Genomic DNA, 19,914 nt, shown 5'->3' on the forward strand with positions numbered 1-19,914 from the left:
TTCTATCGCTTCGCGGCCATCGTCAACTGGCCCTTGTTGATGGTCACTTCCTTGCCGCGCAGGATGACCTCGGCGCCTTCGCCGGTCGCGATGACCACGGCTTCCTTGGTGATGCGGATGTACGCGCCGCCCTGCGCCTGGAGGAGAATCCCCTGCTCGGGCGCGTCGTTCATCACGATCTTGTGGTCCCCCGGCGTCTGGACGACGACCGGTTTGTTCGGCGAGTTCTGCTGCACCGCGGCTCGCGCGTCCGGCGGCAGCTCGGCCTCCGTCCCGTACCAGCACCCCGTCCACACCGGGAAACTCGGATCACCCTGCTCGAACTCGACCCACACACCCGCGCCGGGCGGCGGCACCACGAACTGGCCCGCCTGCGGCCCGGTGAAGGGCAGGCAGGGCAGCGCCCACGTCGACGGTTCATCACCCAGGACGTCAGGGCACTCGACGGTGACCCGGCCGATGTGCAGCGGGTCGTTGTTGTCGATGACCCGGCCGCGGAACTTGCCGAGGTAGCGATTACTGGGTGCCGCCATGCTGAACTGCTCCTGGATCGTGGGGTGTTGGCTGCTGTCGGCCTGTTGCGCGTCATGGCCGGACGTAGGCGCTGCGCGCTTCGAGCCCTTCTCTGGAGAGCGTGAAGTTCTGCTGGAAGGAGCCCGGCCGCAGGTTGTGCGTCACGGACTTCACGTAGTAGTCGCCGTCGTACGCCCGTCCCGAACCGCGCACGCCGACCAGCTGGCGCGGCTGCAGGAGGTAGCCGTGCCGGTTGACGTCGAGCGACCCCGAACCGGAGATGACGTCGGCGGACACGGCGGCGCGCGCGAGCAGCTCGGCCTCGGCCGCCTCGCGCTGCTGCTTGGCGGTACCGGAGAGCGTCTTGCGCTTGAGCGCGGGCGTCGGCCGCCTGCCGAGCGGGGGGCGCAAGGGGCTGATGAGCGGCTGGGGGAGCAGGGTGGACTGCCGGGTCCCCGGGTCCTGCCAGCGTGCCTGCGGCTCCTCGCGGGCCGTTCCGTCGTACGCGAACGTCAGCTGGTCGACCGTGGAATTGGCGTCCATGTTGACGTTCAGGGCGTGCTGGCGGATCCCGAGGCGGACCTCGGGGCCCCAACGGGCCGACGACTGGCCGGGGTTGGGGCCCGGCTCAAGGTAGAAGGTGTAGCCGTTGGCGCGGGCCAGCTCGTTCACGTAACTCAGATCGGTGCCGGTCTGGTAGTGGACGCGCAGGTTCTCGTGCGGCGGCTGGGCGATCTTCTCCCGGTACACGTCCGGCCGGATGCCGAAGTCCGCGTAGCGGCGCAGGATCGCGAGCACGCGGTCGGACGGCGGCAGGTTGGGATACCGGTCCGTGCGCTCCTCCAGGTCCATGAGCAGCGTCAGGTCCTCGCCGGTGATGGTCAGCGTGGAGTGACCGGGCTGGTTGCTGGTGCCCACTTCCTGGCGAACGATCAGCCCGTCGAAGAGGACCTCCGGAGTGCCCTTGACCGTGACGGTGACGATGATGCGGGTCTTCGGATCGAAGAACCCCTCCGGAAGCAGCGCCCGGTTGATGAGCCCGTTCTTGGTCAGGTCGAAGGCGAGCTGGAACCCGCTCCGCTCGCCCGCCGTCGCGGTGATCTGCGCCGACAGGAGCGCCTCTGCCACCTCGGCGGGGACCGGGCGGGCCAGCTGCGGCCCCATGGAGAGGGTGATGTGGACAGGGCCCTGGCCCACGGGCAGTTCAGACACGCCGGTCCCCCCGCGGGAAGGAGCCGGCGCGCGGGATGTCGATCTCGCTGCCCGGCTCGGCGGTCAGCTCGCGCGGGTCGAGGACGGGGTTGGCGTCGGCGATCTGCCACCACTGGGCGGGGTCGCCGAAGTAGCGCTGCCCCAGGAGGTCGGGGCGCTCACCGGTGCTGACGGTGTGCGCCTGCGTGTCCTCGGCGTCGTCCGCGACCGGAGGCAGCAACCGGCGCTTGGCGTAACGGACTTCGGTCCCGTCCGGCTGCCGGTGCACGCCTATCTCGGCATCGTGGTAGCGGCTGGAGCGGGGGTAGGGGTGGGCGCCGGGTATCGCGTCCAGGGCGTTCTCGTACGGTTCCGTGCCGGCCATGGTGTCCGGTCAGCCCCTTCCCATGCCGATGTCGCCGGGGGCGAGCCCGAGAGTGCCGAGGCCTCCCGCACGGGCGGCGCCGGCCAGCCGCTCCTTCTGCGCGAGGTGCGCGAAGTACAGCTCGGCGCCGCGGTGTCCGGCCGGCAGGTCGCTGACCGTGAGCACCTTCAGGCCGATGCTCAGCGAGGCCCGGATCGGGTTCAGATTCACGTCGAAGGCGGATTCGTTGATGGACAGTTCGGTGAGCCGCACGGGCATGACGCGCTTGCTGCCCCACGTGAACAGGGTCAGCGGCATCTCGATCGGACTGATCTCGATCGTCCCGGTCCTGGACAGGCGGCTTGCCTCACGCAGTTGGGCCGAGGTCGGCTGCACAAGCATTTCCAGGACGGCCAGTTGGGGGTGGATCCCGTCGGGCGCGGCTATCTCGAACTGGTCGGTGGCGTCGATCTCGGCAGTGAACTTCCAGGTCTCCTGAGCGGGGCCCTTGAGCCGGAGCGCCTCATTTCTGTCTCCGGACCCGCTGCCCCCTCCTCCGGAGTCGCCACTGCCGCCTGCCGACTGGGGCGAGAGGCTGCGTTCCAGAGTGTCCGGGTTGAATTGCAGGACGATGATGCGTTGGGGGGTGCCGCGTTCGGGGTCTATGAGGACTATTCCGGAACGGATGGGCTTGGGGATGTCGGCGTAGCGGGTCACAGGCGGGCCTCCAGTCGGTGGGCGAGTTCCGTGTAGTCCCAGGCAGGGAAAAGGCGTGGGAACACGTCCAACATGGTCGTCAGCTGATTCCTGACGTCGTCGAAGTCCGGATGACCCAGCGGGACCTCATCGGTGAAGAGGTACTGCCATCCCAAAGTGCCTTTGGTGAGGGCCAGTTGTTCCATGTATTCGGTATAGGTGAGATCCAGCTTGACGTATTGCCGCGTCCAGCCCTCCGCGCTGGTCAACTCCATGTCGTAGTACCAGACCTCCAGCGGGTCGACCTGGGGCTGGGACCGGATGGCCGCGAGTTGGCCCGTGGCGGCGAGCGGGGTGTCGTCGATGACGCGCAGCTGTGTGAAGAACTCCCGCTCCTCGTCCGTGGAACCGGCCCAGGTCAGGTCCGGCGGATGTTTCAGAAGCGCGGTGAAAAGATCGGTCACTCGGAACTCGCCGCGGATTTCTGGAATGCCGGATGCCCGCTCGCTGTGCCAGCAGTTGGCGATCTCGGAGATGCGAGGACTCAGCACGCAGAGATCGCGGCTGAACACCACATCCTGCCAATCGGGCAGATAGGTGAAGAGCGCCGGTGCCTCCTCGAACGTCTCGCCGAGGTCTCCCGTGACCGAGCGGTCCACCACCAACCCGGTACAGTCAATGATTTCCTGTTGTGTCTGGAACAGCTTCTGCTCGATCTCGGTCGGGTTGCGCATTCCCTTCGGCCTCCACTCTCATCTATGAGTTCAGTACTCCAGCAGATTCTCTTGTTCCGCCACTGCCAGGGAGACTATTCCCGCAGTGAAGTCCCGAATCCTGTTCCTTCGCTTCTCGGGTAGTTCATTGAGACGCTGGGCGAGTTCTGTTGTGTTCCCCGGAGGCTTGGTGGCCGGAGTCCCGTCTCCGCGATTTGTGCGGGCGTACCTGATGGCCTCGGCGAAGGCCGGCGACACGTTCAGCATTCTCATCATGCGCCGGTTCGAGTCACGATTGATGAGGACCCTCCTGGGCGTGCCCTGGGGCTGGGGTGGCTGATCCAGTGGCCCGACAGAGAAGTTCAGAGGGCCGCGGTCCGTCGGAACCTTCTCCTTCCACGCCTTGGCATCACGGTCGTAGCGATACGTCCCCCACGCCGCGGATATGGAATGGGGGAACCCCTTGACCGGACCGGTGTGCCACGTCAGTCCGATCTGGTACCAGACCATGCGCAGTTTGTCGTCGCGACTGTCGTCCTTCCGTCGTACCTCCTTTTCCGGGTACTGCTCGATGCCCCACTTGAAGGTGGGGTTGTTGATCGAGTTCTGGGCGGGCACGAGATTCGTGCCGAGGAACGGGCCGCCGAGTTTCTCGGTGAGCAGGTGCATCCGCACCCAGCGCTTGCTGGCGTCCGTGTTGAGGTCGTACTTGTTGATGTGGCGGAAGCCGATGGGTTCCTGGATCAGGCTCGAGTTCGCCTTCTGGCCGTGCGCCTCGACGAATTCCTTGTTGAGGTGTTCGGCCTTGAAGTTCTTGGCCAACTGACCGTTCACGAACTTCGGTATACGGGGTGCTGGGAGCTTCGGGTCCGGCTGGTCCGTGAGGTAGTCGGTGTGTTCCTCGTAGCCGTTCGTGTCCAGATCCTCGGCTTTGGTGTAGCCGCCCGTGACAGTGCCTTGAGGGTTGAGCCTGGCGGTGATCGTGAAGTCCGGCTGACCCGCCTTGCTCAGGCTGGTGAGCCGGTAATGGCGCCGCATGCTCGCGAGCATCTGACGGTGGACCGCCGGGTCCATGCCTTTGGCCAGCTGCTTCCGGATCAGGGGGCGGATCCGGGCGATGATCTTCGCCAGCCTTTCGGCCTTGGACTCCTCCTCCTTCTTCTGCCTTTCCTTGTCGGGCTGGCGCTTGGGCCTGCCCGGGCCGCTCCTGTCGGGCCTGGGCCTGGGTTTGCCGGGACCTCCCTTGTCGGGTTTGGTTCTCGGCCTGCCAGGGCTGTCCTTGTCCGGCTTGGGCTTGGGTTTGCCGGGCGCGTCCATGTCCTGCCCCGGCTTGCCCGGGGTGCCGTCCTTCGGCTTCGTCGAGTCCTTGTCGTCCTTCGGCTGAGCCGGCTTGTCGTCGTCCTTGTCCGGCTTGGACCTGCCGGGCGCGTCCTTGTCGGGCTTGGGACTGGCGGCCGGGCCGGTGTCCTCCCTCGGCTGGGGCTTCGAAGCCGGGGCGGGCTCGGGCTTCGACTTGGGGGCCGGCGTCGGGCGCGTGTCCGGCTTGTTGGTGTGGGTCGGCGTACCTTCGGGCTCCTTGTCGCCCTTCGGCCTGCCGTCCTTTTCGCTGCCCGTGGGCCTCTTGCCGCCGCCCTTGTTTTCCGCGGGCTTCTCCTGGCTCTTGGGCGCGGGCTGTTTGGGGGCCGGCCGCGTGGGGGAGGGTGCCGTGCCGGGCTTCGCGTCAGGCTTGTTCGCCGGTTTCGCCGCGGGCGTCGACACCGCCGGGCGTGCCGCCGTGTCAGTGGGCGCGCTCCTGCCGTTCTCGCCCTTGTTGCCGCCCCTGTCGTCCGAGCCCTGACCCGCAGGCCCCTTCTCTCTGCCCTTGTCCCCGTTGCCGAGCTTCGCAGCCACCCCCTTCAGCCGCTTCCCGACCTTGGCCACGTACTTGCCGATGCCGCTGATCAGCGCCTCGTACGCCAGCTCGAGCAGAGCCACGATCCCCGCCGCCACCGCCTTGGCGAAAAGGATGCCCGCCCCGCCCTGGCGGACCGCCTTGAGCCAGCCGATGACCGCACCGATCGCCCGCAGGATCTCGCCGAGCGCCCCGATGGCCGTACGGATGGCGTCGATCACGGCCATCGCCCAGCCCGCGCCCGGGATCAGTTTGGCGATGACCTTGGTGATGACGATCTCGCCGATGATGAAGGGGAGTTGGGGGACGATGGCGTCCCACGTCTCCTTGACGATCTTCTCCAGGGTGATGCCACCCTTGATCAGCCTGTCCAGGATGGCCCTGGGGATGCCGATGATCTCCTCGATCTTCGACTGGAACCACTGCTTGACGGCTGCCTGGGCCTCCCGGAACAGGTGGTTCTTCGCGCCGTCCACCGCCGAGTTCTTGGCGCCGCTCAGCCAGCCGCCCGGATCGGAGAGGAAGTCGACGGCGATGAGCATGAAGTCGCCGAGTGCGCCGAGGAGTTTGGAGGCGTAGTCCAGGACCGTCTTGATCGCGTCCATCACGGCCTTGATGACGTCCTGGAGCATCTTCCTGAGGACGTTGAGGATGTCGCTCAGCATCTTCGCGATGGCGTTCAGCAGATCGGCGACGATCTGCCTCAGCTGGGTGGCCAGCCGGTTGACGAGGGCGATCGCCGCCGCGATCAGCGAGGTGATGAACTTCCGGATGCGGTTGGCCAGTTCGATGACGGCCCGCACCATCGCCTTGGCGAATTCGATCAGGTCGTCGATGAGCTTCTTGACCGTGTCGACGATGAACTTGCGCGCCTCGTTGATCCAGCGCTCGACCGTCTCCCTGAAGTTCTTGATGAAGCCGACGACCGCGTCACGTGCCGCTCTGATGACGCGGACGATCGCGTTCTTGATCTCGATGACCTTCTGCTTGATCCAGTCGAAGGCCTTGGAGATCCAGTTGCCGGACTCCTGGACGCTGTTGTCGCGCTCCTTCTCGGCGTCCTGTTCGGCCTTGGTGTTCGCGTCCTGGATCTTCTTGTCGCCGTCGCCCTTCTCCTTGGTGACGTCCTTGTCGGTCTTCTCCTCCTTGTCCTGGACGTCCTTGCGGACCTTGTCGTGCCGCTCGGTCTTCTTCGTCCCGAGCTTCTTGAGCTCCTCGTCCTGCTCCGTGCGCCAGTCGGTGCGCTGCCCGGTCACCTCGCTGAGGGCCTTGTCGCGCTCGCCCGCCTGGCTCTTGGTGTTCTTCGCTATCTCGCCGTCGACCTGCTGCTTGTGCTTCTGCTGGGAGTCGCGGAAGTCCCGGTCCTTGGTCTGCCGCCCCTCCGACATGCCCTTCTGGCCCTGGCCGAACGCCGCCTGGAACTGCGGGCCACGGTCGTGCTCCGCCACTGCCGAGGCAGCCTCGGGAGGCACCGCACCGGTCGACGCACCGCCTTCGGGCACACCGCCCTTGCCGCCCTGCTGACCGGGCACCTTCCCCTTCATCTGCTCCTTGGGAGCATTGGGGTAGACCTGGTTCTCGCCCATCGGGCGCCCGGCGTCGTCACGGGCCGTCGTGACGGTCTGCTGGCCCTTGGCGTCGACGCTCTCGCCCTGTTCACCGGCGGCCTGCTCGGCGGTGTCCTGCATCTGTACGCCCGGCGCGTTGCCCGCCTGGGCCTTCTTGAGAGCCTCGTCCTTCGTCGGCAGGCCCGCGAACTTGGCGGCCAGCTCCTGTGCGTCCACCTCGAAACCGAGCTTGTTCGCGATCCAGCCCAGGCCGAAGCCCAGGGCCATCTTGAAGGTGTCCCAGCCGCCCGGCTCCTCCGCCTGCTCGGCCTCGATCTGGCCCTCGGGCTCCTTGGCGCCCTCGACTTCGGCCTTCTCGTCCTTGGGAGCCTCGGACTTCTGTGCGGGGTCCTGGGAGTACTGGGCCGGCGCGTCGGACCTCGGCTTGCCCTCAAGGGTCTGCGGCGCACCCGCCGGGCGCTGCATCTGCGGCGGAGCGGCGGCGAGCGCCTTGTGTTCGTCGCCGACGGTGCGATCCGCCGCGCCGCTCACGCCGGACATCGCCTGAAGTGCCTTGTGGGGCTTGAGTTTCGCCGCGGTGGACAGGCCCGCTTCCGGAGACACCTGGGAGAGGTTCGGGGCGGCCGCGGAATCCTTCTTTCCCTTGCCCGGCGCGGCCGCCTTGCTGCCGCCACCTCCGCCACCGCTCCCACCGCGGGATGCCTGCGATGCCTGCGACGCTTGTCGTGCGGAAGCCTGCTCGCGGCCCGGCGCCCTGGGTGCAGGTGCCTCCTCAGCGGCGGGCGCCGGAGTGGTCTGTGCCTCGGGCGTCGCCACGGGTTCCGGAGCGGCGGGCGCCTTCGCCGCCGGGGCCTCCGCCTGAGGAGTGCTCTCGCCGCCCGACGTACCGGCAGGGGAGCCGCCGGAGACATGGCTGTCCCGCGCGGCCGAAGGTGCCTGCGATTCGGCGGCGGGCTCGCTCTTGCCGGCCGAGGCCGACGCCGCCCCCGAGGACTTCCCGCCCGCGGGTTCCGACGTCGCCGCCTTGCCTCCGGCCGCCTGTGGTGAGGCTTTCTCCTGCGCACCCCCGGATTTGTCACCGGCGGCCGGAGTGCCCTTCTCCTCCTTGGCGGAAGCTTCCTTGGCCGCGGTCTCCTGGGTGTCACCGCCGACCGCGGCCTTGCCCGGCGCCTCCTGCACAGTGGTCTGCGCGGCGACGGGCCCGGCCTTCGGGTCGTCCCCGCTCTTCGGGTCCTTCGACACCGTTCCCGGTACCGGCAGTGCGGCCGCGGCCGGCTCCGGATCGAGGCCGCCGGACCGCCCGCCCTCAGGACCGCCTTCGTCCGCCGCGGCCACCGTCTCCGTATCGCCCGCCGCGTCGGCGACTTCCTCCTCGGACTCGGACTCCGCCGCAGCGTCCTCGGCGTCCTCCGCGTCCCGCTCGGCCTGCACCTTGTCGGCCTTGGTGGCGGGCGGCGCGGGGAACGAGGGCACCGCGGCGGCGGCCGACCCCGGATCGGCCTCGTCCGCGGTCGGTACGGCGGACACGTCGAGGTCCTCCACGGGGAGGAAGTCCTCCGGCTGGAGCTTGGTGTCCCAGGCGCTCTTCTCCGCGCCCCCTACCTCGACCTCCGACTCACCGCCGGAGCCGGACAGATCCTCGCCGGTCTCCTCCTCGAGGCCGTCGAGATCCTGATTGCGTACGCCGTCCAGCGTGCTGACCGCGCCGGGCAACTGCGTGTCCTTGCCGGACGCCGTCGGCGAGCCCGTCGGTTTGTCCGCCCCGAGCTTGTCCTCCTGCTTCAGCTGCCGGCCCGCCACGAGCGCGTCGACCGCTCCCGGACGGTTCTTGGCCGCGGACTCCTCCTTGGTCGCGGCCGGAGCACCCTGCTGGTCCTGTCCCTCCTTGGCCCCCTCGGAGCCCGCGGCCTTCTTCTCACCGCCCTGCTGCCCGCCGTCGGACTTGCCGCCCGAGGACGCGCTCCGCCCCGACGCCTGTTGCTGCGGGGCAGCGGCCGGCGCTGCCGGAGCCGACGACTGCCGGCCGGTGGACTCCGAACTCCCGCCGCCACGAACCGAGTCGGCGCCCTCCGAGTCGGCCGTGTCCTCCTTGTCCGGGCCAGGCTTCGCCGCGGGTTTCCCCTCCTCGTCCCGCTCCTCCTCGGCCGACTGCCGATCGGCCTCCCGCTCGAACAGCAACTCCTCGGCCGGATCGCGCTCGACCACCGGGACGTCGAGCGAGTTCTGCTCGAGACCGTCCGTGCCGACCTGCTCGATCTCGTCGACCAGATCGAGCACCCGCTCGTGCTCCGAGCTGAGCAGCCTCGACTCCAGGTGCTCGAGCACACCGTCCAGCAACTCCTCGGGCAGCCGGGCGAGTTGCATGCGCGTGCGCTTAGACCGGTCCTCCGGGTCGCCGCGCAGCGAGCGCACGACCGAGTTCGTCAGCCGGTCCACCAGGGTCGCCGGATCGATCTGCTCGATCCGGTTCCGGTCGGCGTCGACGGTGGCGTACCGCATCCAGCCGGGAGTGGCCTGCCCCTCGCTCACCTCGACGGACGCCTCGGCCGGCTCGCCCACTGAAGGACGTACGAGATCCTGCGCGGCCGATTCCGCCTCGCGCTCGATCGCCTGCTGCGGCAGGCTGACCGCGCCCAGGTCACGGCCGACGCGCAGGGCGCCCAGACCGTCAGGGTTCTGCACGGTGTGCAACAGCTCGTGGGCGAGCAGACGTTGACCGTCGACCGTTCCGGGCCGATAGGCGCCCGCACGGAAGAAGATGTCCTGGCCGACCGCCACGGCATCGGCGCCGAGCAGGTCCGTGAGGACACCCGCGTCCCGGTCGGTGTGCAGGCGCACGCGGCTGAGGTCGTGGCCGAGCTGCTCCTCCAACTCCCTTCGTACGCCGATGTCGAGGGGCTGCCCCGCGCCGCTGACGATGTCCTTCGGCTCGGGCGTACGGGACTTGGCGGCACGCTCCTTGCGCTTGCGGCGGCGCTGCTCCGCGGCCTGGTCGGTCTGCGCGTCCTGGGACTGGGAGTTGCTCATCGCGTCACCTCCCCCCGGCCCGAGAGACCCGCGTGCACCGCGCGCGCCAGCTCCTGGCCCAGACGGCGCGCGGACAGGCCGGCCGGCAGCGGAGGCAGTGCGGAGAGCGTGTCCAGACTCAAGCCGCCGTCCGCGGCGATCGGGACACCGCGTTCGCGTACGAGACGCGCCAACTCCCGCTCGAACGAAGCGGATACGCGCTCCGGGTCCACGCCGAAGCCGTCCAGGACCAGTTCGCCGACGTCCACCCGGATCGTGTGCGGCTGCCCGCTCGCTCCCGGGGTGCCGCGCTCTCCCGTCACACCCATCCGCGGACCTCCGAGGCAGTCAGGGAGCGTTCCAGCTTCACGTACTCGGTACGGGCCGCGGCCAGCATGTGGCGCATCTGCAGCCGGTCGCCCTCCTCGGCGGCGAGGAAGGCACCCGACAGGGCGATGTTGCGGATCGAGCCGCCCGCGACGGTGAGCTGTGCGAGCAGCTCGGGGTCGATGCCCTTCGTCGGCGTCTGCGGCGGAAGCACTCGGCGCCAGATCTCGGCGCGCTCGTGTTCCGCGGGGAACGGGAAGTCGACGACGAAGCGGATACGCCGCATGAACGCCGTGTCCAGGGCCTTCTTCATGTTGGTGGTGAGGATGGCCAGGCCTCGGTAGGCCTCCATGCGCATCAGCAGATAGCTGACCTCGAGGTTGGCGTACCGGTCATGGCTGTCCTTCACCTCGCTGCGCTTGCCGAAGAGGGCGTCCGCCTCGTCGAACAGCAGGAGTGCGCCGCCGCGTTCGGCCGCGTCGAAGACCTTGCGCAGGTTCTTCTCGGTCTCGCCGATGTACTTGCTGACGACCTGCGAGAGGTCGATGACGAACAGGTCGAGCCCGAGTTCCTTCGCCATCACCTCGGCGGCCAGGGTCTTTCCCGTGCCCGACCCGCCCGCGAACAGGGCCGTGACGCCGAGGCCGCGGCGCAGCGTAGCGGCGAAGCCCCACTCCTGATGGACGGTCGCCCGCCTGCGCACATGCGCGACGATCTCGCGCAGTGTGCTGGTCTGCCGCTCGTGCAGCACCAGGTCGTGCCAGCCCGCCTCCGGCTCGATACGCCGCCCCAGCTCGTCCATGCCGAGCCGGGCCTCGCCGAGCCCGGCCCGCCAGGCGAGCGAAGCGGCGTCCAGCTCGTCCTCGCCGGGCAGATCACGGCGTACGGTGTCGGCCGCGGAACGTATGACGTGCGGTGGCAGCTGGAACTGCGCCACCAGCGACCGCAGTTGACCCTCGTCGATGTCGGCCACGTCCTCGAACGCGCCCGCCCAGAGCCCGAACTGCTCCTCGTCGTCCAGGCGCGGCACGTTCACGCGCTCACCGCGCGACCGCTCCGTCGGCCGTGGATCGGCACCCGACACGACGACGGGGACGGCGGCACCGGCCAGGAACGCCTCCGTCGCCGCACGCTGATCGCGGTCCAGTTCGCCCACCTCGACCAGTAGCGCAGCGGGCAGCAGGATTGCCTCCCGCTGCCACAACCGGGCCAGGAGATCGCGCTGTGCGGGGTCGGTGGGGATGTCCTCCGCGCTCATCTCGTACAGGCCGAGCCCCGAGCGCGCGGCCGCCGCTGCGGCGATGTCGGCCCGGCTGCGCAGATCTCCGCCGACGACCTCGACGAGCAGCGGCGCGCCCGGTCGCGCCGTCGTCGTCCAGCCCGCCGTGACGCGGTCCGCCGCGAGGTCGTACGACGCCGGAAGCTCGTCCGGCACCGGCGCGCGCCGCAACTGACCGTGCAGCCTGGCGTCCAGATACGGCGAGCCGAGCAGGAAGTGCAGGATGCGCTCGTCGAGCCGCAGCCGGGACCGGGTCAGCCGCGTCTCGTCGTCCAGGTCGACCAGCCGCCACCGGCGCAGCGGTGCGACCGGCGTCAGCGCACTCCAGTGGGCCCCGTCCAGCGCGGCGAGGGCGAGGGAGAGCGTGGGGTGCGCACGCTCGGGATCTCCACCTGCGGCGGCGCAGCGGGCGGCCGTGGTGGGGTCCAGCTCGTAGGCGGCGGTGAGCAGGACGAGGTCCCGCTCGAACGGGGTGAGACCGAAACAGGCGGTGAGGGCGTCCAGGGGAGCGACGCTTGGACCGTCGATCGCTGAGCCCTTGGGGGTGGGGGCAGGGGCGGTGCTGTGGGGGGTGGGCGCTGTGGTGGGAGTTGCGGCGGGGGATGCACCTTCGGGGGTGTTGTCGAGGCCGCCATCGAGGCCGGCTTCGGGATCGCCGTCGAGGCCGTCATCGGTCTCGGGGTTGAGGCTGCCGTCGAGGCCGGCCCCGGCACTGCTATGGAGGCCGTCATCGGTCCCGGCATTGAGGCCGCCATCGAGCCTCGCATCAGGACCGCCGTCGAGCCCGGCACCGGAATCGCCGACGAGGCCGCTCCCGGAGCCGCTCCCCGGCGGGTCACTCGGTGCGTCACTGGGCCCGTCACCGGAGCCCCGCCCCGCGCCCGCCCCCGCCTCCGACGCCGCAGCGCCGACCCGTGTCACTCGGGCCGCGTGCACGTCGAGCAGAGCGAGGACACGCCGAATCTCCGTGTACAGCGTCAACGCGTCACCCGACGCGGCCCGCGCGCCCCTCTCCCGCGTACCCATGTCCTGACCCGCCCCCGTCTCCCGCACCGCGCCTCAGCTCCCGTCGTTCTCGGCGCTGCCCGTCTCGGTGGCGGGAGCGTCGGAAGAGGTGCGCTTGGCGGTACCGGTCGTCGACTTGCGGGTGCGGGCGGGCGCCGTGGTCTTGCCGGGCGCCTTCGCGACGGCTCGCGCGGGCTTCTTGGCGACCGCCTTCGTGACAGGTCGGGCGTCGGCCTTGGTCTGCCCGTTCGCGTCGGGCTTCGTGTCGGGAACCGCGAGGGCCTTCCCGGGGGATTGCCCGGCGCCGTCCCCGGCCGGGGACGGCGGAACCGGCGCCCCCGGCGCCCCGAACGGCAGCACCCGAACCGTGCTGCGCTCCACCGGCTTCGCCGGCACCGGTGTCTCGCGACCCTCGATCAGCACCAGCGCCGCCTGGTAGGTCACGGACAGCGCGTACGGCGTCTGGTTGAGCATCCCCCAGAGCTTCGACGTCTCGTCGATGTCCATGACCGTCGGCACGAACCGCACCCGCTGCGCCGCCTCAGCCAGATCGCTGTCGGCCAAGTAGGGCCGCTCACCGGCCTGTTCGATGATGTCCTGGGGCAGCACGGGGATCTCGTGGAGCGTGCGCACCACGGTTCCGATGAGCCGCTGTCCGACGAGGTCCGTCTCCTCGCCGTACGCGCTGATCACGAAGTTCAGGTCGAGGGCCGCGGCGGGCCGCTTGAGCAGCGTGCCGTCCGGTGCGCGTGTGGCCAGGTCGTTGTTGCGCTGCGAGGTGTTGGGCGTGACCTGGTACAGGAACACGGTGATGGTCGGATCGGTGGGCGGATCGGCCGGCGGCTTGCGCGTCTCGACCTTGACGGCCATGTCGATCTCGGGCTGCAGATTGGCCTCGATCAACAGGGCGAGGGCCTGGGTGACGTGGGCGATGGCGAGTGCGTTGCTCATGGCGTCGGTTCCTCAGTCCCTGATCCCGTAATCCCCGGTCGATCGCATATCGCAGATGCCGTAGTCCCCGATCGATCCCATATCCCTGATCCCGTAGTCCCTGGTCGATCCCACGGCCCTGGTCCCCTTGCGAACCGTTCAGCCGTCCTTGCGTCCCTCACGTCGTTCACTCGCGCCCCCGAGCCAGGTACTCCTCCAGGCTCACGGCCGCCCCGGGCCGCCGTACCGCGGGCGCCCGCGTCCGGCCGCCCGCCGAAGGTGACGGCGCCGCCGTCACCTCGAGCCGTCCGATCTGCACCTGCACCACCTGCTCAGCGCCCCGCCCCGCCCGCCTGCCCGCCACCTGCCGCACGGCATCCCGCGCTGCAGCCGTGTCCGCGGCGCTGGGCCGCAGGGGAGTGGACAGGGCGGCGGAAGCGACGTCCGTACCCGGGGGGGTGGGTACGGACGCCGCGCTCTGGGCGGCGGGAACGCCCGCTCGGGTACGCGCCGAACGGCGTCCCGCCTCGGGGGCGGGCCTCAGCCCGGGCGTCACCGTGGCGGCGGACCGCAACAGCGGCACCACAGGGGCTTCCCGCCCCGCCGTGCGAGAGGCGGACGGCGTGGGCCCGGGCGCACGCTCGGTCCGTACGACGGTCTGCTCCCTCTCCGTGCGGAATTGGACCTCACGGGAGGTGGGCCGAACCGCCAACCCGTCGTTGTCCGACGGGACTTGGGGCGCGGTCGGCCATACGGGCTCCTCCGCGTCCGAAACCCCGGTCCGTACCGCCTCGACGCGCTCGAAGGGGCCCGCGAGGCGCGGCCGTACCCGCACCACCCCGGGACGCGGTGCGGCGCCCAGGGCATGACGGGCGATCAGCCGGTCGAGGAAGTCCGGGGCCCCGAGGCCCTCGGGCGTGCGCCCGGAGGAGTCAGACATCCGCACACAGCTCCAGGTAGTAGCGGCGCCGCAGCGGGCTGAGCGCCAGGATCTCGGGCTCGCTCCACCCGTACGCGGTGGCGAGCAGATGGACGTCGAGCAGCAAGTCCCTTGCCCATGCGTCCAGTTCGGTCCAGAGGTAGGAGGCGATGTCCAGTTCGGCTCGGGTCGCCGTGCCGCACTCGGGACAGTTGATGTTGAGCGTCACGTCGGCGGCCGGATCAGCCGCCTCAGCGGCCTCGGCGATCCGCCGCTGGACGGACGGCGGCAGTACGTCGACGAGGGCGCCCCCACCAAGTACGCCAGGGGGCACACCATCGGCCACACCGTGGGAAACACCGCCGACCACGCCGTTGGAAACACCGCCGGGTGCGACCTCCCCGTCACGGACCACCGACACGACACACCGCGCGAGCAGCGCCCGGCGGGCATCGGCCTGCCGGGCCGCCGCGGTGAGGTCGGCGACGTTCGGCACCCGGAACTCGACCACCCAGCCCTCCTCGGCGATCCGCAACGGCGCCGCCTCGGGCACGCGCAACGACCGGGCGAACTCCCCGGCGTCCAGGTCGAATTCCATGTCCGCACCGCACGACTCGCACTGCAGGCGCACCTGCATCCGCTCGCCGAACAGGGACCGGCGCAGCGCGAACAGATCGGCCTCGCGTGCGCCCACCGGCAGCGACAGCAGTGCTTCGCTGTCGCCACCGGTGTCCGGGCGCGCCGCATGATGGAGCAGCAGGGCACGCCCGTCGAAGGTCCGGTCGAGCCCGGCCTCCCAGGTGGCCAGCAGCTCAGTGGCCTGAGTGATCGCCATGTGTACCCCCGCCCCTGTCCGTTCGCGACCCGCTCCCGTGCGGGCCGATGGTTCAACTTGCGTGTGATGCGACGTGCGCGCGGCTCAACTCGCCGGTGTTCAGGACGGGTTGAGGAACGACGGCTCCTCCGGCTCGGGAATCTCGTAGTCCCGCTCCCAGCCCTCGCACTCGAGCTTCAGGCTCTGGATCGCCACCGCGTTGGCGTTCGCGTCCAGCTCGCCGAGGACCTGGTACTCGCTCGGCCACGTCCGGTAGAGCTTGTGCGAAACGGCCACCTGGCCGGCCTCGTTGAGGACCTGGATGACGATGTCCTTGCGGAAGTCGGCGAGCGACACCTCGGAGCCGAGCCCCGCGCCGACCTGCCAGACCTTGTTGGCCCAGCGGTCGAACTCGGGGTCGTGCGTCACACCGCGCTCCAGCGTGATGCCCTCGAACTCGGAGCGTCCCGGCGACTTGCGCGGGGAGCTCGGATCGCCTCCGTGCCGGTGCTTGACGACTTCGGTGGTCCGCTTGAGCGGACTGACCTTGCTGATGCCCGCGACCGTACGACCGTCCCACAGGACCAGGAACTTGAAGTTCTTGTACGGATCGAAACGATGGGCGTTGACCGTGAACTCAGCCATCGAATTACTTCCTCGGTATTCCGTGGATTCCTTGCAGATTCCTCAGCCGTGGCTTCACTGGAGCTCGAACTGCCCGGACGTCTGCTGGATCTTGACGATCACGAACTCTGCGGGCCTGACCGGCGCGATGCCGACGAGCACGTTCACGACGCCGTTCGCGATGTCCTCGTCCGTCGTGGTGTCCTTGTCGCACTTGACGAAGTACGCCTCGCGCGGAGTGCTGCCCTTGAAGGCGCCCTGACGGAACAGCGTGTGGAGGTACGAGGACGCGCTGAGGCGGATCTGCTGCCACAGGTTCTCGTCGTTCGGCTCGAACACCACCCACTGCAGGCCGCGTTGCAGGCTCTCCTCCACATGAAGGGCGAGCCGCCGCACCGGCACGTACTTCCAGTCGCCGTCGAGGGCGTCGGAACCCTCAAGAGTGCGCGCTCCCCAGACCAGCGGGCCCACCATCGGGAAGGTGCGCAGGCAGTTCACGCCCAGCGGGTTGAGCAGCCCGTTCTCGCGGTCGGTCAGCTGGACCGTCAGCGAGTGCACGCCCGCGAGGCGCGCCTCGGTCCCGGCCGGTGCCTTCCACACGCCGCGCTCGGAGTCCGTGCGGGCGAACACACCCGCCACCGCACCCGACGGCGGGAAGGAACGGAGCCGCCCGGTGAGCGGATCGGTGAGCTGCAGATGCGGGAAGTACAGCCCCACGTGGTTGCCGCGCACCGCGTCGAACGCGGACAGACCTGCCCGTGCCGCGTCGACACTGCCCCAGGAGCCCGGGGCGTCGACCAGGAGGAAGATCCGCTGCTGCTCGCACAGGCGCTGCGCCGCCGAGACGACCGTCACCATGTCGTCGGTCGACTCGTACGCCGCGAGTTCCGGCAGGGCGAGCAGATTGACGTCGGCGACGTCGCGCAGTGCCTGGATGCCGGTCTTGTCCGTCTCGCTGCCGATCAGGTCGCGCGGGCCCGGTGCCTCGCCGTCCTGGCCGCCGTCCAGTGGGAACACCGGCGGGTTGACCGAGGCCTCCAGGCCCAGGTCGTTCGCGCACTCGCCGACGAAACGGACGACGTCCTCGGGGTCGGTGGACCCGGCGACGACCTGGAGCCGCCGGCCGAACGCGGTCACCTCAGCGCCGGCGAAGGCATGCTTGCCGGGCGCGTCGGGCAGTGCGCGCAGCTTGCGCTCGAGGAGCAGCGCCAGCTCGGTGACGGTGCGCGGAGCCTCGCCGTCGCACTCGGGGTCGTACAGCGTGAACTCGCGCTCGACCTCGCCGATCTTCACGGTCAAGTCGACCGCGAGGTCCGGCAGTTCGTGCCCGAACGGCTTGGAGACGGTGCCCGACGGGTCGGGGCGGCCCTCGCCGACGACGTCCACGCGGATCAGCCGCGAGCCGGTGTTGACCAGGGTCGGGGCGTAACGGCCGCTGGCCGGGTCCAGAGAGAGGCCGGTGAAGGACTCGCGGGCCTGGCCCCTGGCGTCGTACACCCGCAGGTTGAACGTGTCGTCCGGATGCGGGGTGTCGTAGTCGACGGCGACGCGCAGGCCGTTGCCCCACACGCCGGGCTCCTTGGCGTGTACTTCGAGGACCGCGCTCTCGCTGTGGCCCTCGGTGGACTCCAGGGTCACGCAGGCGGCCTTGCCGGTGTTCGCTTTCGCGACCCGGACGATCACGGCGACGGTGCCGCCGTTGCCGAAGAACTGGTGCACCGCGTAGCCGACGGCGCTCTGCGCGCTGAGGCCCCCGAAGCGGCGCTCGAACTCGGTGAAGCTCGTGACGCGCACCGGCTCGTTGAGCGGGCCGCGTCGAGTGTGACCCACGAAGGCGGTCACCGAGGTGGTCACGGTCGAGATCGTGCGGACACTGCTGGGAAGCTCTTCGACGTAGACGCCGGGATACGTCGGCTTGGCAGCGCTCACTGCATTCGTCGGCATTCCCCCTCCTATCCCTTCTCAGGCACCAGGTGAAGGCACCAAGAGACAGCAGAGGAAGGCGGCTCGTCAGCGGGTCGTCCTGTCGCCAGGCCGTCCCGAAACGGCGTGCGCGACCGTGGTGTGGGCCCCTAGGTCCAAGGGGCACGCCGATCGCCCACGCTTCATCAGTTTTCCCCCGTCAGTCCCCGGGCGGTTGGCCACCCGGGTCAAGCAAAGTGCTTGTGACTCCTGATGCGTGTGTGCTCAACACACTCTGGAGTGCGCATAGTTGACAAGGCAAGGCCTGTTCTGGACAGCGCGGGGGGAGGTTCTGTGAAGGGGATGTTCGTCAAATGCAAAGTTTGCGTTCGTATGGAGCTGTGGAGCTGCTATGACGGCGATCGGGTCAACTGGCCCGCGCCGGGGCTGAATTCAGGCTTGACACCGAGTCGGTCGGATGTAGTCCCTTTACGTCGGCGTACGCGCCGCAGTGACCACCGCTAGACCGAGCTGATTGCCGTAACGGGGTAGTGGGCGTGGGGCTGCGGGTACGGTCGACATGCCGTCTCGGGCCGATTCCTCGGCCGGGCGGCGACGGGGGTCGCATGCAGTTCATCGAGGTGACCGAGCTGGCGGGGGTGCGCTCGGCAGTCATACGGTTTCGCAAGCCGGGGACGGGGCTCGAGTTCCTGCTCTTCCCGATGATCCACCTGGGCGAGGCGGGCTTCTACCAGGAGGTGGCGGCCCAACTGCGGCGCCGCTGCGGCCTGGTGATCGCGGAGGGGGTCGGCGAGGGATCGGCCGGCGCCGACGCGCTCGTGGCGTCCTATGCGCGGCTGGACGGGCACGAGCAACTGGGCCTCGTCGTACAGGACATCGACTTCGACACGCTCGGAGTGCCGGTGGTGTGCCCCGACATGGGCGGGGAGGAGTTCGAGAAGGGCTTCCGCCGGCTGCCGCTCAGGGAACGGGCGGTGCTGGCCACGGTGGTGCCCGCCGTCACAGCGGGCATGCGGCTGTTCGGCACCCGCCGCTACCTCGCCCGGCACCTGGCGACCGAGGACCTGCTGAGCGATGCCGAGGAGGCGGCGGCGGACTTCTGGCCGGGCCTGGACGATCTGGTCATGCGGCGCCGCGACCGGCTGCTCGTGCGGGCGCTGACGGACTACCACCGCGCCTCCGCGGACAGGCCCGGTTCCTTCACCATCGGTGTCGTCTACGGCGCCGAGCACATGCGCGCCGCGGCCGATGCCCTGGTCGGCCTGGGCTATCACGCGGCGGACGCCGACTGGGTGACGGTCTTCCTCCTGGACCGCCCGGACGGGTCGGGCCAGTAGGGGACCCGCGCCCGCCCGGTGTGAGCCCGCCGTTGCACGGCTCGACCGCCTAGTCCGTGTGCTGCCGCGGACCGTGACGTACGGCGAAGACGCTCAGGACGGCGACCTTCACGACGACGGCCGTCACGATGAAGCCGATGGCCCAACCGGTCCACCGTGCGTCAGCCAGAACGGCTCCGCCGAGCCCCAAGTGCACGGCTACGGCGACGATCACCGCGCAGGCCGCTCCGAAGCCCGTCCAGCCACGGTGCCATCGACGACGCGCCACGGCTGTCCCGGGAACCGGGCGAGCGGTCTCGAGCTGACCGTCGGGCTCCTCCGGCCGCTGCCACTCCACGGTCAAGGGGGCGCGCCTGCTGAACCTGTCGAGGTGCGCTGTGAGGAGGTCTTGGAATCGCCGCAGGTTCTCCTCGTCCGCGGCGTCGATGCGCAGCGTCAGCACGCCCGGGCCGGCCTGCATGGCGCACCGCCCCCAGGGGAGGTCCAGCACGCCGTGCGTCTCCGACCACTCGACGGTGATCTCGTCCGGGCGGAACCCCGGGCTCGGGTCGGTTCCGGCGGGTCCGTCGCCGCCGTGGCGGGTGCGCGGACGGTGGCCCAAGTGGCGGCCCTTGTTGCTGAAGTGGCGGCAGAGCTGGACGAGGTAGCGGCCGGGACGGTCGGTCTCGACGTGGGCTTCGGTGATCGGCATGGGGTTCCCCGGTTCGGGAGTCGGAGAGGGCCGGTCGTTCACGAGAGGGCTTCCCGTCGCGTGTGGCTGTCCGGCTCCTCATGACGGAATCAGCTTTATCGATACAGAGTGTCTCTGTCAATC

15 protein-coding genes are annotated in these 19,914 nt (G+C 69.7%); 1 reads left to right on the forward strand and 14 read right to left on the reverse strand.

Features of this window, described 5'->3' with window-relative positions; translation table 11 throughout:
* Nucleotides 1-2: 2 nt before the first annotated feature.
* The 13 genes from OG246_RS27455 to OG246_RS27515 all read right to left on the reverse strand — a co-directional run bounded on the left by OG246_RS27455 (nt 3) and on the right by OG246_RS27515 (nt 17,784).
* Complete coding sequence (locus OG246_RS27455; protein WP_266469200.1) at nt 3-533, reverse strand: phage baseplate assembly protein V; 531 nt, start codon at nt 531-533, stop codon at nt 3-5.
* A 52-nt stretch (nt 534-585) separates the two neighbouring features.
* Nucleotides 586-1,725: a hypothetical protein gene (locus tag OG246_RS27460; protein WP_266469202.1), complete on the reverse strand. Its 1,140-nt coding sequence runs from the start codon at nt 1,723-1,725 to the stop codon at nt 586-588.
* Nucleotides 1,718-2,089 (reverse strand): hypothetical protein, encoded by a 372-nt coding sequence (locus tag OG246_RS27465; protein WP_266469205.1) that lies wholly within the window; start codon nt 2,087-2,089, stop codon nt 1,718-1,720. The genes OG246_RS27460 and OG246_RS27465 overlap by 8 nt, the downstream gene beginning before the upstream one ends.
* Nucleotides 2,090-2,098: 9 nt before the next feature.
* Nucleotides 2,099-2,785 (reverse strand): hypothetical protein, encoded by a 687-nt coding sequence (locus OG246_RS27470; protein ID WP_266469206.1) that lies wholly within the window; start codon nt 2,783-2,785, stop codon nt 2,099-2,101.
* Nucleotides 2,782-3,498, reverse strand: coding sequence for a hypothetical protein (locus OG246_RS27475; RefSeq protein ID WP_266469208.1), 717 nt, complete (start codon nt 3,496-3,498; stop codon nt 2,782-2,784). The genes OG246_RS27470 and OG246_RS27475 overlap by 4 nt, the downstream gene beginning before the upstream one ends.
* Before the next feature lie 30 nt (nt 3,499-3,528).
* Entirely contained in the window at nt 3,529-9,963 is a 6,435-nt protein-coding gene (locus OG246_RS27480; protein WP_266469210.1) for a DUF4157 domain-containing protein, read from the reverse strand.
* The gene (locus OG246_RS27485; RefSeq protein WP_266469212.1) at nt 9,960-10,271 is read right to left on the reverse strand and encodes a hypothetical protein; all 312 of its coding nucleotides are present in this window, start codon (nt 10,269-10,271) and stop codon (nt 9,960-9,962) included. The genes OG246_RS27480 and OG246_RS27485 overlap by 4 nt, the downstream gene beginning before the upstream one ends.
* Nucleotides 10,262-12,574, reverse strand: a complete 2,313-nt coding sequence (locus OG246_RS27490; RefSeq protein WP_266469214.1) for an ATP-binding protein — start codon at nt 12,572-12,574, stop codon at nt 10,262-10,264. Before OG246_RS27490 ends, OG246_RS27485 begins: the two co-directional genes overlap by 10 nt.
* Before the next feature lie 33 nt (nt 12,575-12,607).
* The gene (locus OG246_RS27495) at nt 12,608-13,504 is read right to left on the reverse strand and encodes a Pvc16 family protein (protein WP_266469216.1); all 897 of its coding nucleotides are present in this window, start codon (nt 13,502-13,504) and stop codon (nt 12,608-12,610) included.
* Nucleotides 13,505-13,670: 166 nt separating this feature from the next.
* Nucleotides 13,671-14,423 (reverse strand): hypothetical protein, encoded by a 753-nt coding sequence (locus OG246_RS27500; protein ID WP_266469218.1) that lies wholly within the window; start codon nt 14,421-14,423, stop codon nt 13,671-13,673.
* Nucleotides 14,416-15,237, reverse strand: a complete 822-nt coding sequence (locus tag OG246_RS27505) for a hypothetical protein (RefSeq protein ID WP_266469219.1) — start codon at nt 15,235-15,237, stop codon at nt 14,416-14,418. Before OG246_RS27505 ends, OG246_RS27500 begins: the two co-directional genes overlap by 8 nt.
* Before the next feature lie 99 nt (nt 15,238-15,336).
* Complete coding sequence (locus OG246_RS27510; RefSeq protein ID WP_266469221.1) at nt 15,337-15,861, reverse strand: phage tail protein; 525 nt, start codon at nt 15,859-15,861, stop codon at nt 15,337-15,339.
* Between the two features lie 54 nt (nt 15,862-15,915).
* On the reverse strand, nt 15,916-17,784 hold the full coding sequence (locus OG246_RS27515; protein ID WP_266469224.1) for a phage tail sheath C-terminal domain-containing protein: 1,869 nt from the start codon (nt 17,782-17,784) through the stop codon (nt 15,916-15,918).
* 584 nt (nt 17,785-18,368) lie between these two features.
* Here OG246_RS27515 and OG246_RS27520 point away from each other — a divergent pair.
* Nucleotides 18,369-19,100: a hypothetical protein gene (locus OG246_RS27520; RefSeq protein ID WP_266469227.1), complete on the forward strand. Its 732-nt coding sequence runs from the start codon at nt 18,369-18,371 to the stop codon at nt 19,098-19,100.
* A gap of 49 nt (nt 19,101-19,149) precedes the next feature.
* Here the strand turns inward: OG246_RS27520 and OG246_RS27525 are convergent, their stop codons facing one another.
* Nucleotides 19,150-19,791 (reverse strand): DUF2218 domain-containing protein, encoded by a 642-nt coding sequence (locus OG246_RS27525; RefSeq protein WP_266469230.1) that lies wholly within the window; start codon nt 19,789-19,791, stop codon nt 19,150-19,152.
* Nucleotides 19,792-19,914 lie beyond the last annotated feature (123 nt).

It is taken from the genome of Streptomyces sp. NBC_00620 (genome assembly GCF_026341825.1).
Taxonomy (GTDB): domain Bacteria; phylum Actinomycetota; class Actinomycetes; order Streptomycetales; family Streptomycetaceae; genus Streptomyces.

What these genes read in the sequence shown, in the direction of transcription:
- OG246_RS27455 (WP_266469200.1), bottom strand. Translation starts at nt 533, where the DNA reads ATGGCGGCACCCAGTAATCGCTACCTCGGCAAGTTCCGCGGCCGGGTC.
- OG246_RS27465 (WP_266469205.1), bottom strand. Translation starts at nt 2,089, where the DNA reads ATGGCCGGCACGGAACCGTACGAGAACGCCCTGGACGCGATACCCGGC.
- OG246_RS27475 (WP_266469208.1), bottom strand. Translation starts at nt 3,498, where the DNA reads ATGCGCAACCCGACCGAGATCGAGCAGAAGCTGTTCCAGACACAACAG.
- OG246_RS27480 (WP_266469210.1), bottom strand. Translation starts at nt 9,963, where the DNA reads ATGAGCAACTCCCAGTCCCAGGACGCGCAGACCGACCAGGCCGCGGAG.
- OG246_RS27485 (WP_266469212.1), bottom strand. Translation starts at nt 10,271, where the DNA reads ATGGGTGTGACGGGAGAGCGCGGCACCCCGGGAGCGAGCGGGCAGCCG.
- OG246_RS27490 (WP_266469214.1), bottom strand. Translation starts at nt 12,574, where the DNA reads ATGGGTACGCGGGAGAGGGGCGCGCGGGCCGCGTCGGGTGACGCGTTG.
- OG246_RS27495 (WP_266469216.1), bottom strand. Translation starts at nt 13,504, where the DNA reads ATGAGCAACGCACTCGCCATCGCCCACGTCACCCAGGCCCTCGCCCTG.
- OG246_RS27500 (WP_266469218.1), bottom strand. Translation starts at nt 14,423, where the DNA reads ATGTCTGACTCCTCCGGGCGCACGCCCGAGGGCCTCGGGGCCCCGGAC.
- OG246_RS27505 (WP_266469219.1), bottom strand. Translation starts at nt 15,237, where the DNA reads ATGGCGATCACTCAGGCCACTGAGCTGCTGGCCACCTGGGAGGCCGGG.
- OG246_RS27510 (WP_266469221.1), bottom strand. Translation starts at nt 15,861, where the DNA reads ATGGCTGAGTTCACGGTCAACGCCCATCGTTTCGATCCGTACAAGAAC.
- OG246_RS27515 (WP_266469224.1), bottom strand. Translation starts at nt 17,784, where the DNA reads ATGCCGACGAATGCAGTGAGCGCTGCCAAGCCGACGTATCCCGGCGTC.
- OG246_RS27520 (WP_266469227.1), top strand. Translation starts at nt 18,369, where the DNA reads ATGCAGTTCATCGAGGTGACCGAGCTGGCGGGGGTGCGCTCGGCAGTC.
- OG246_RS27525 (WP_266469230.1), bottom strand. Translation starts at nt 19,791, where the DNA reads ATGCCGATCACCGAAGCCCACGTCGAGACCGACCGTCCCGGCCGCTAC.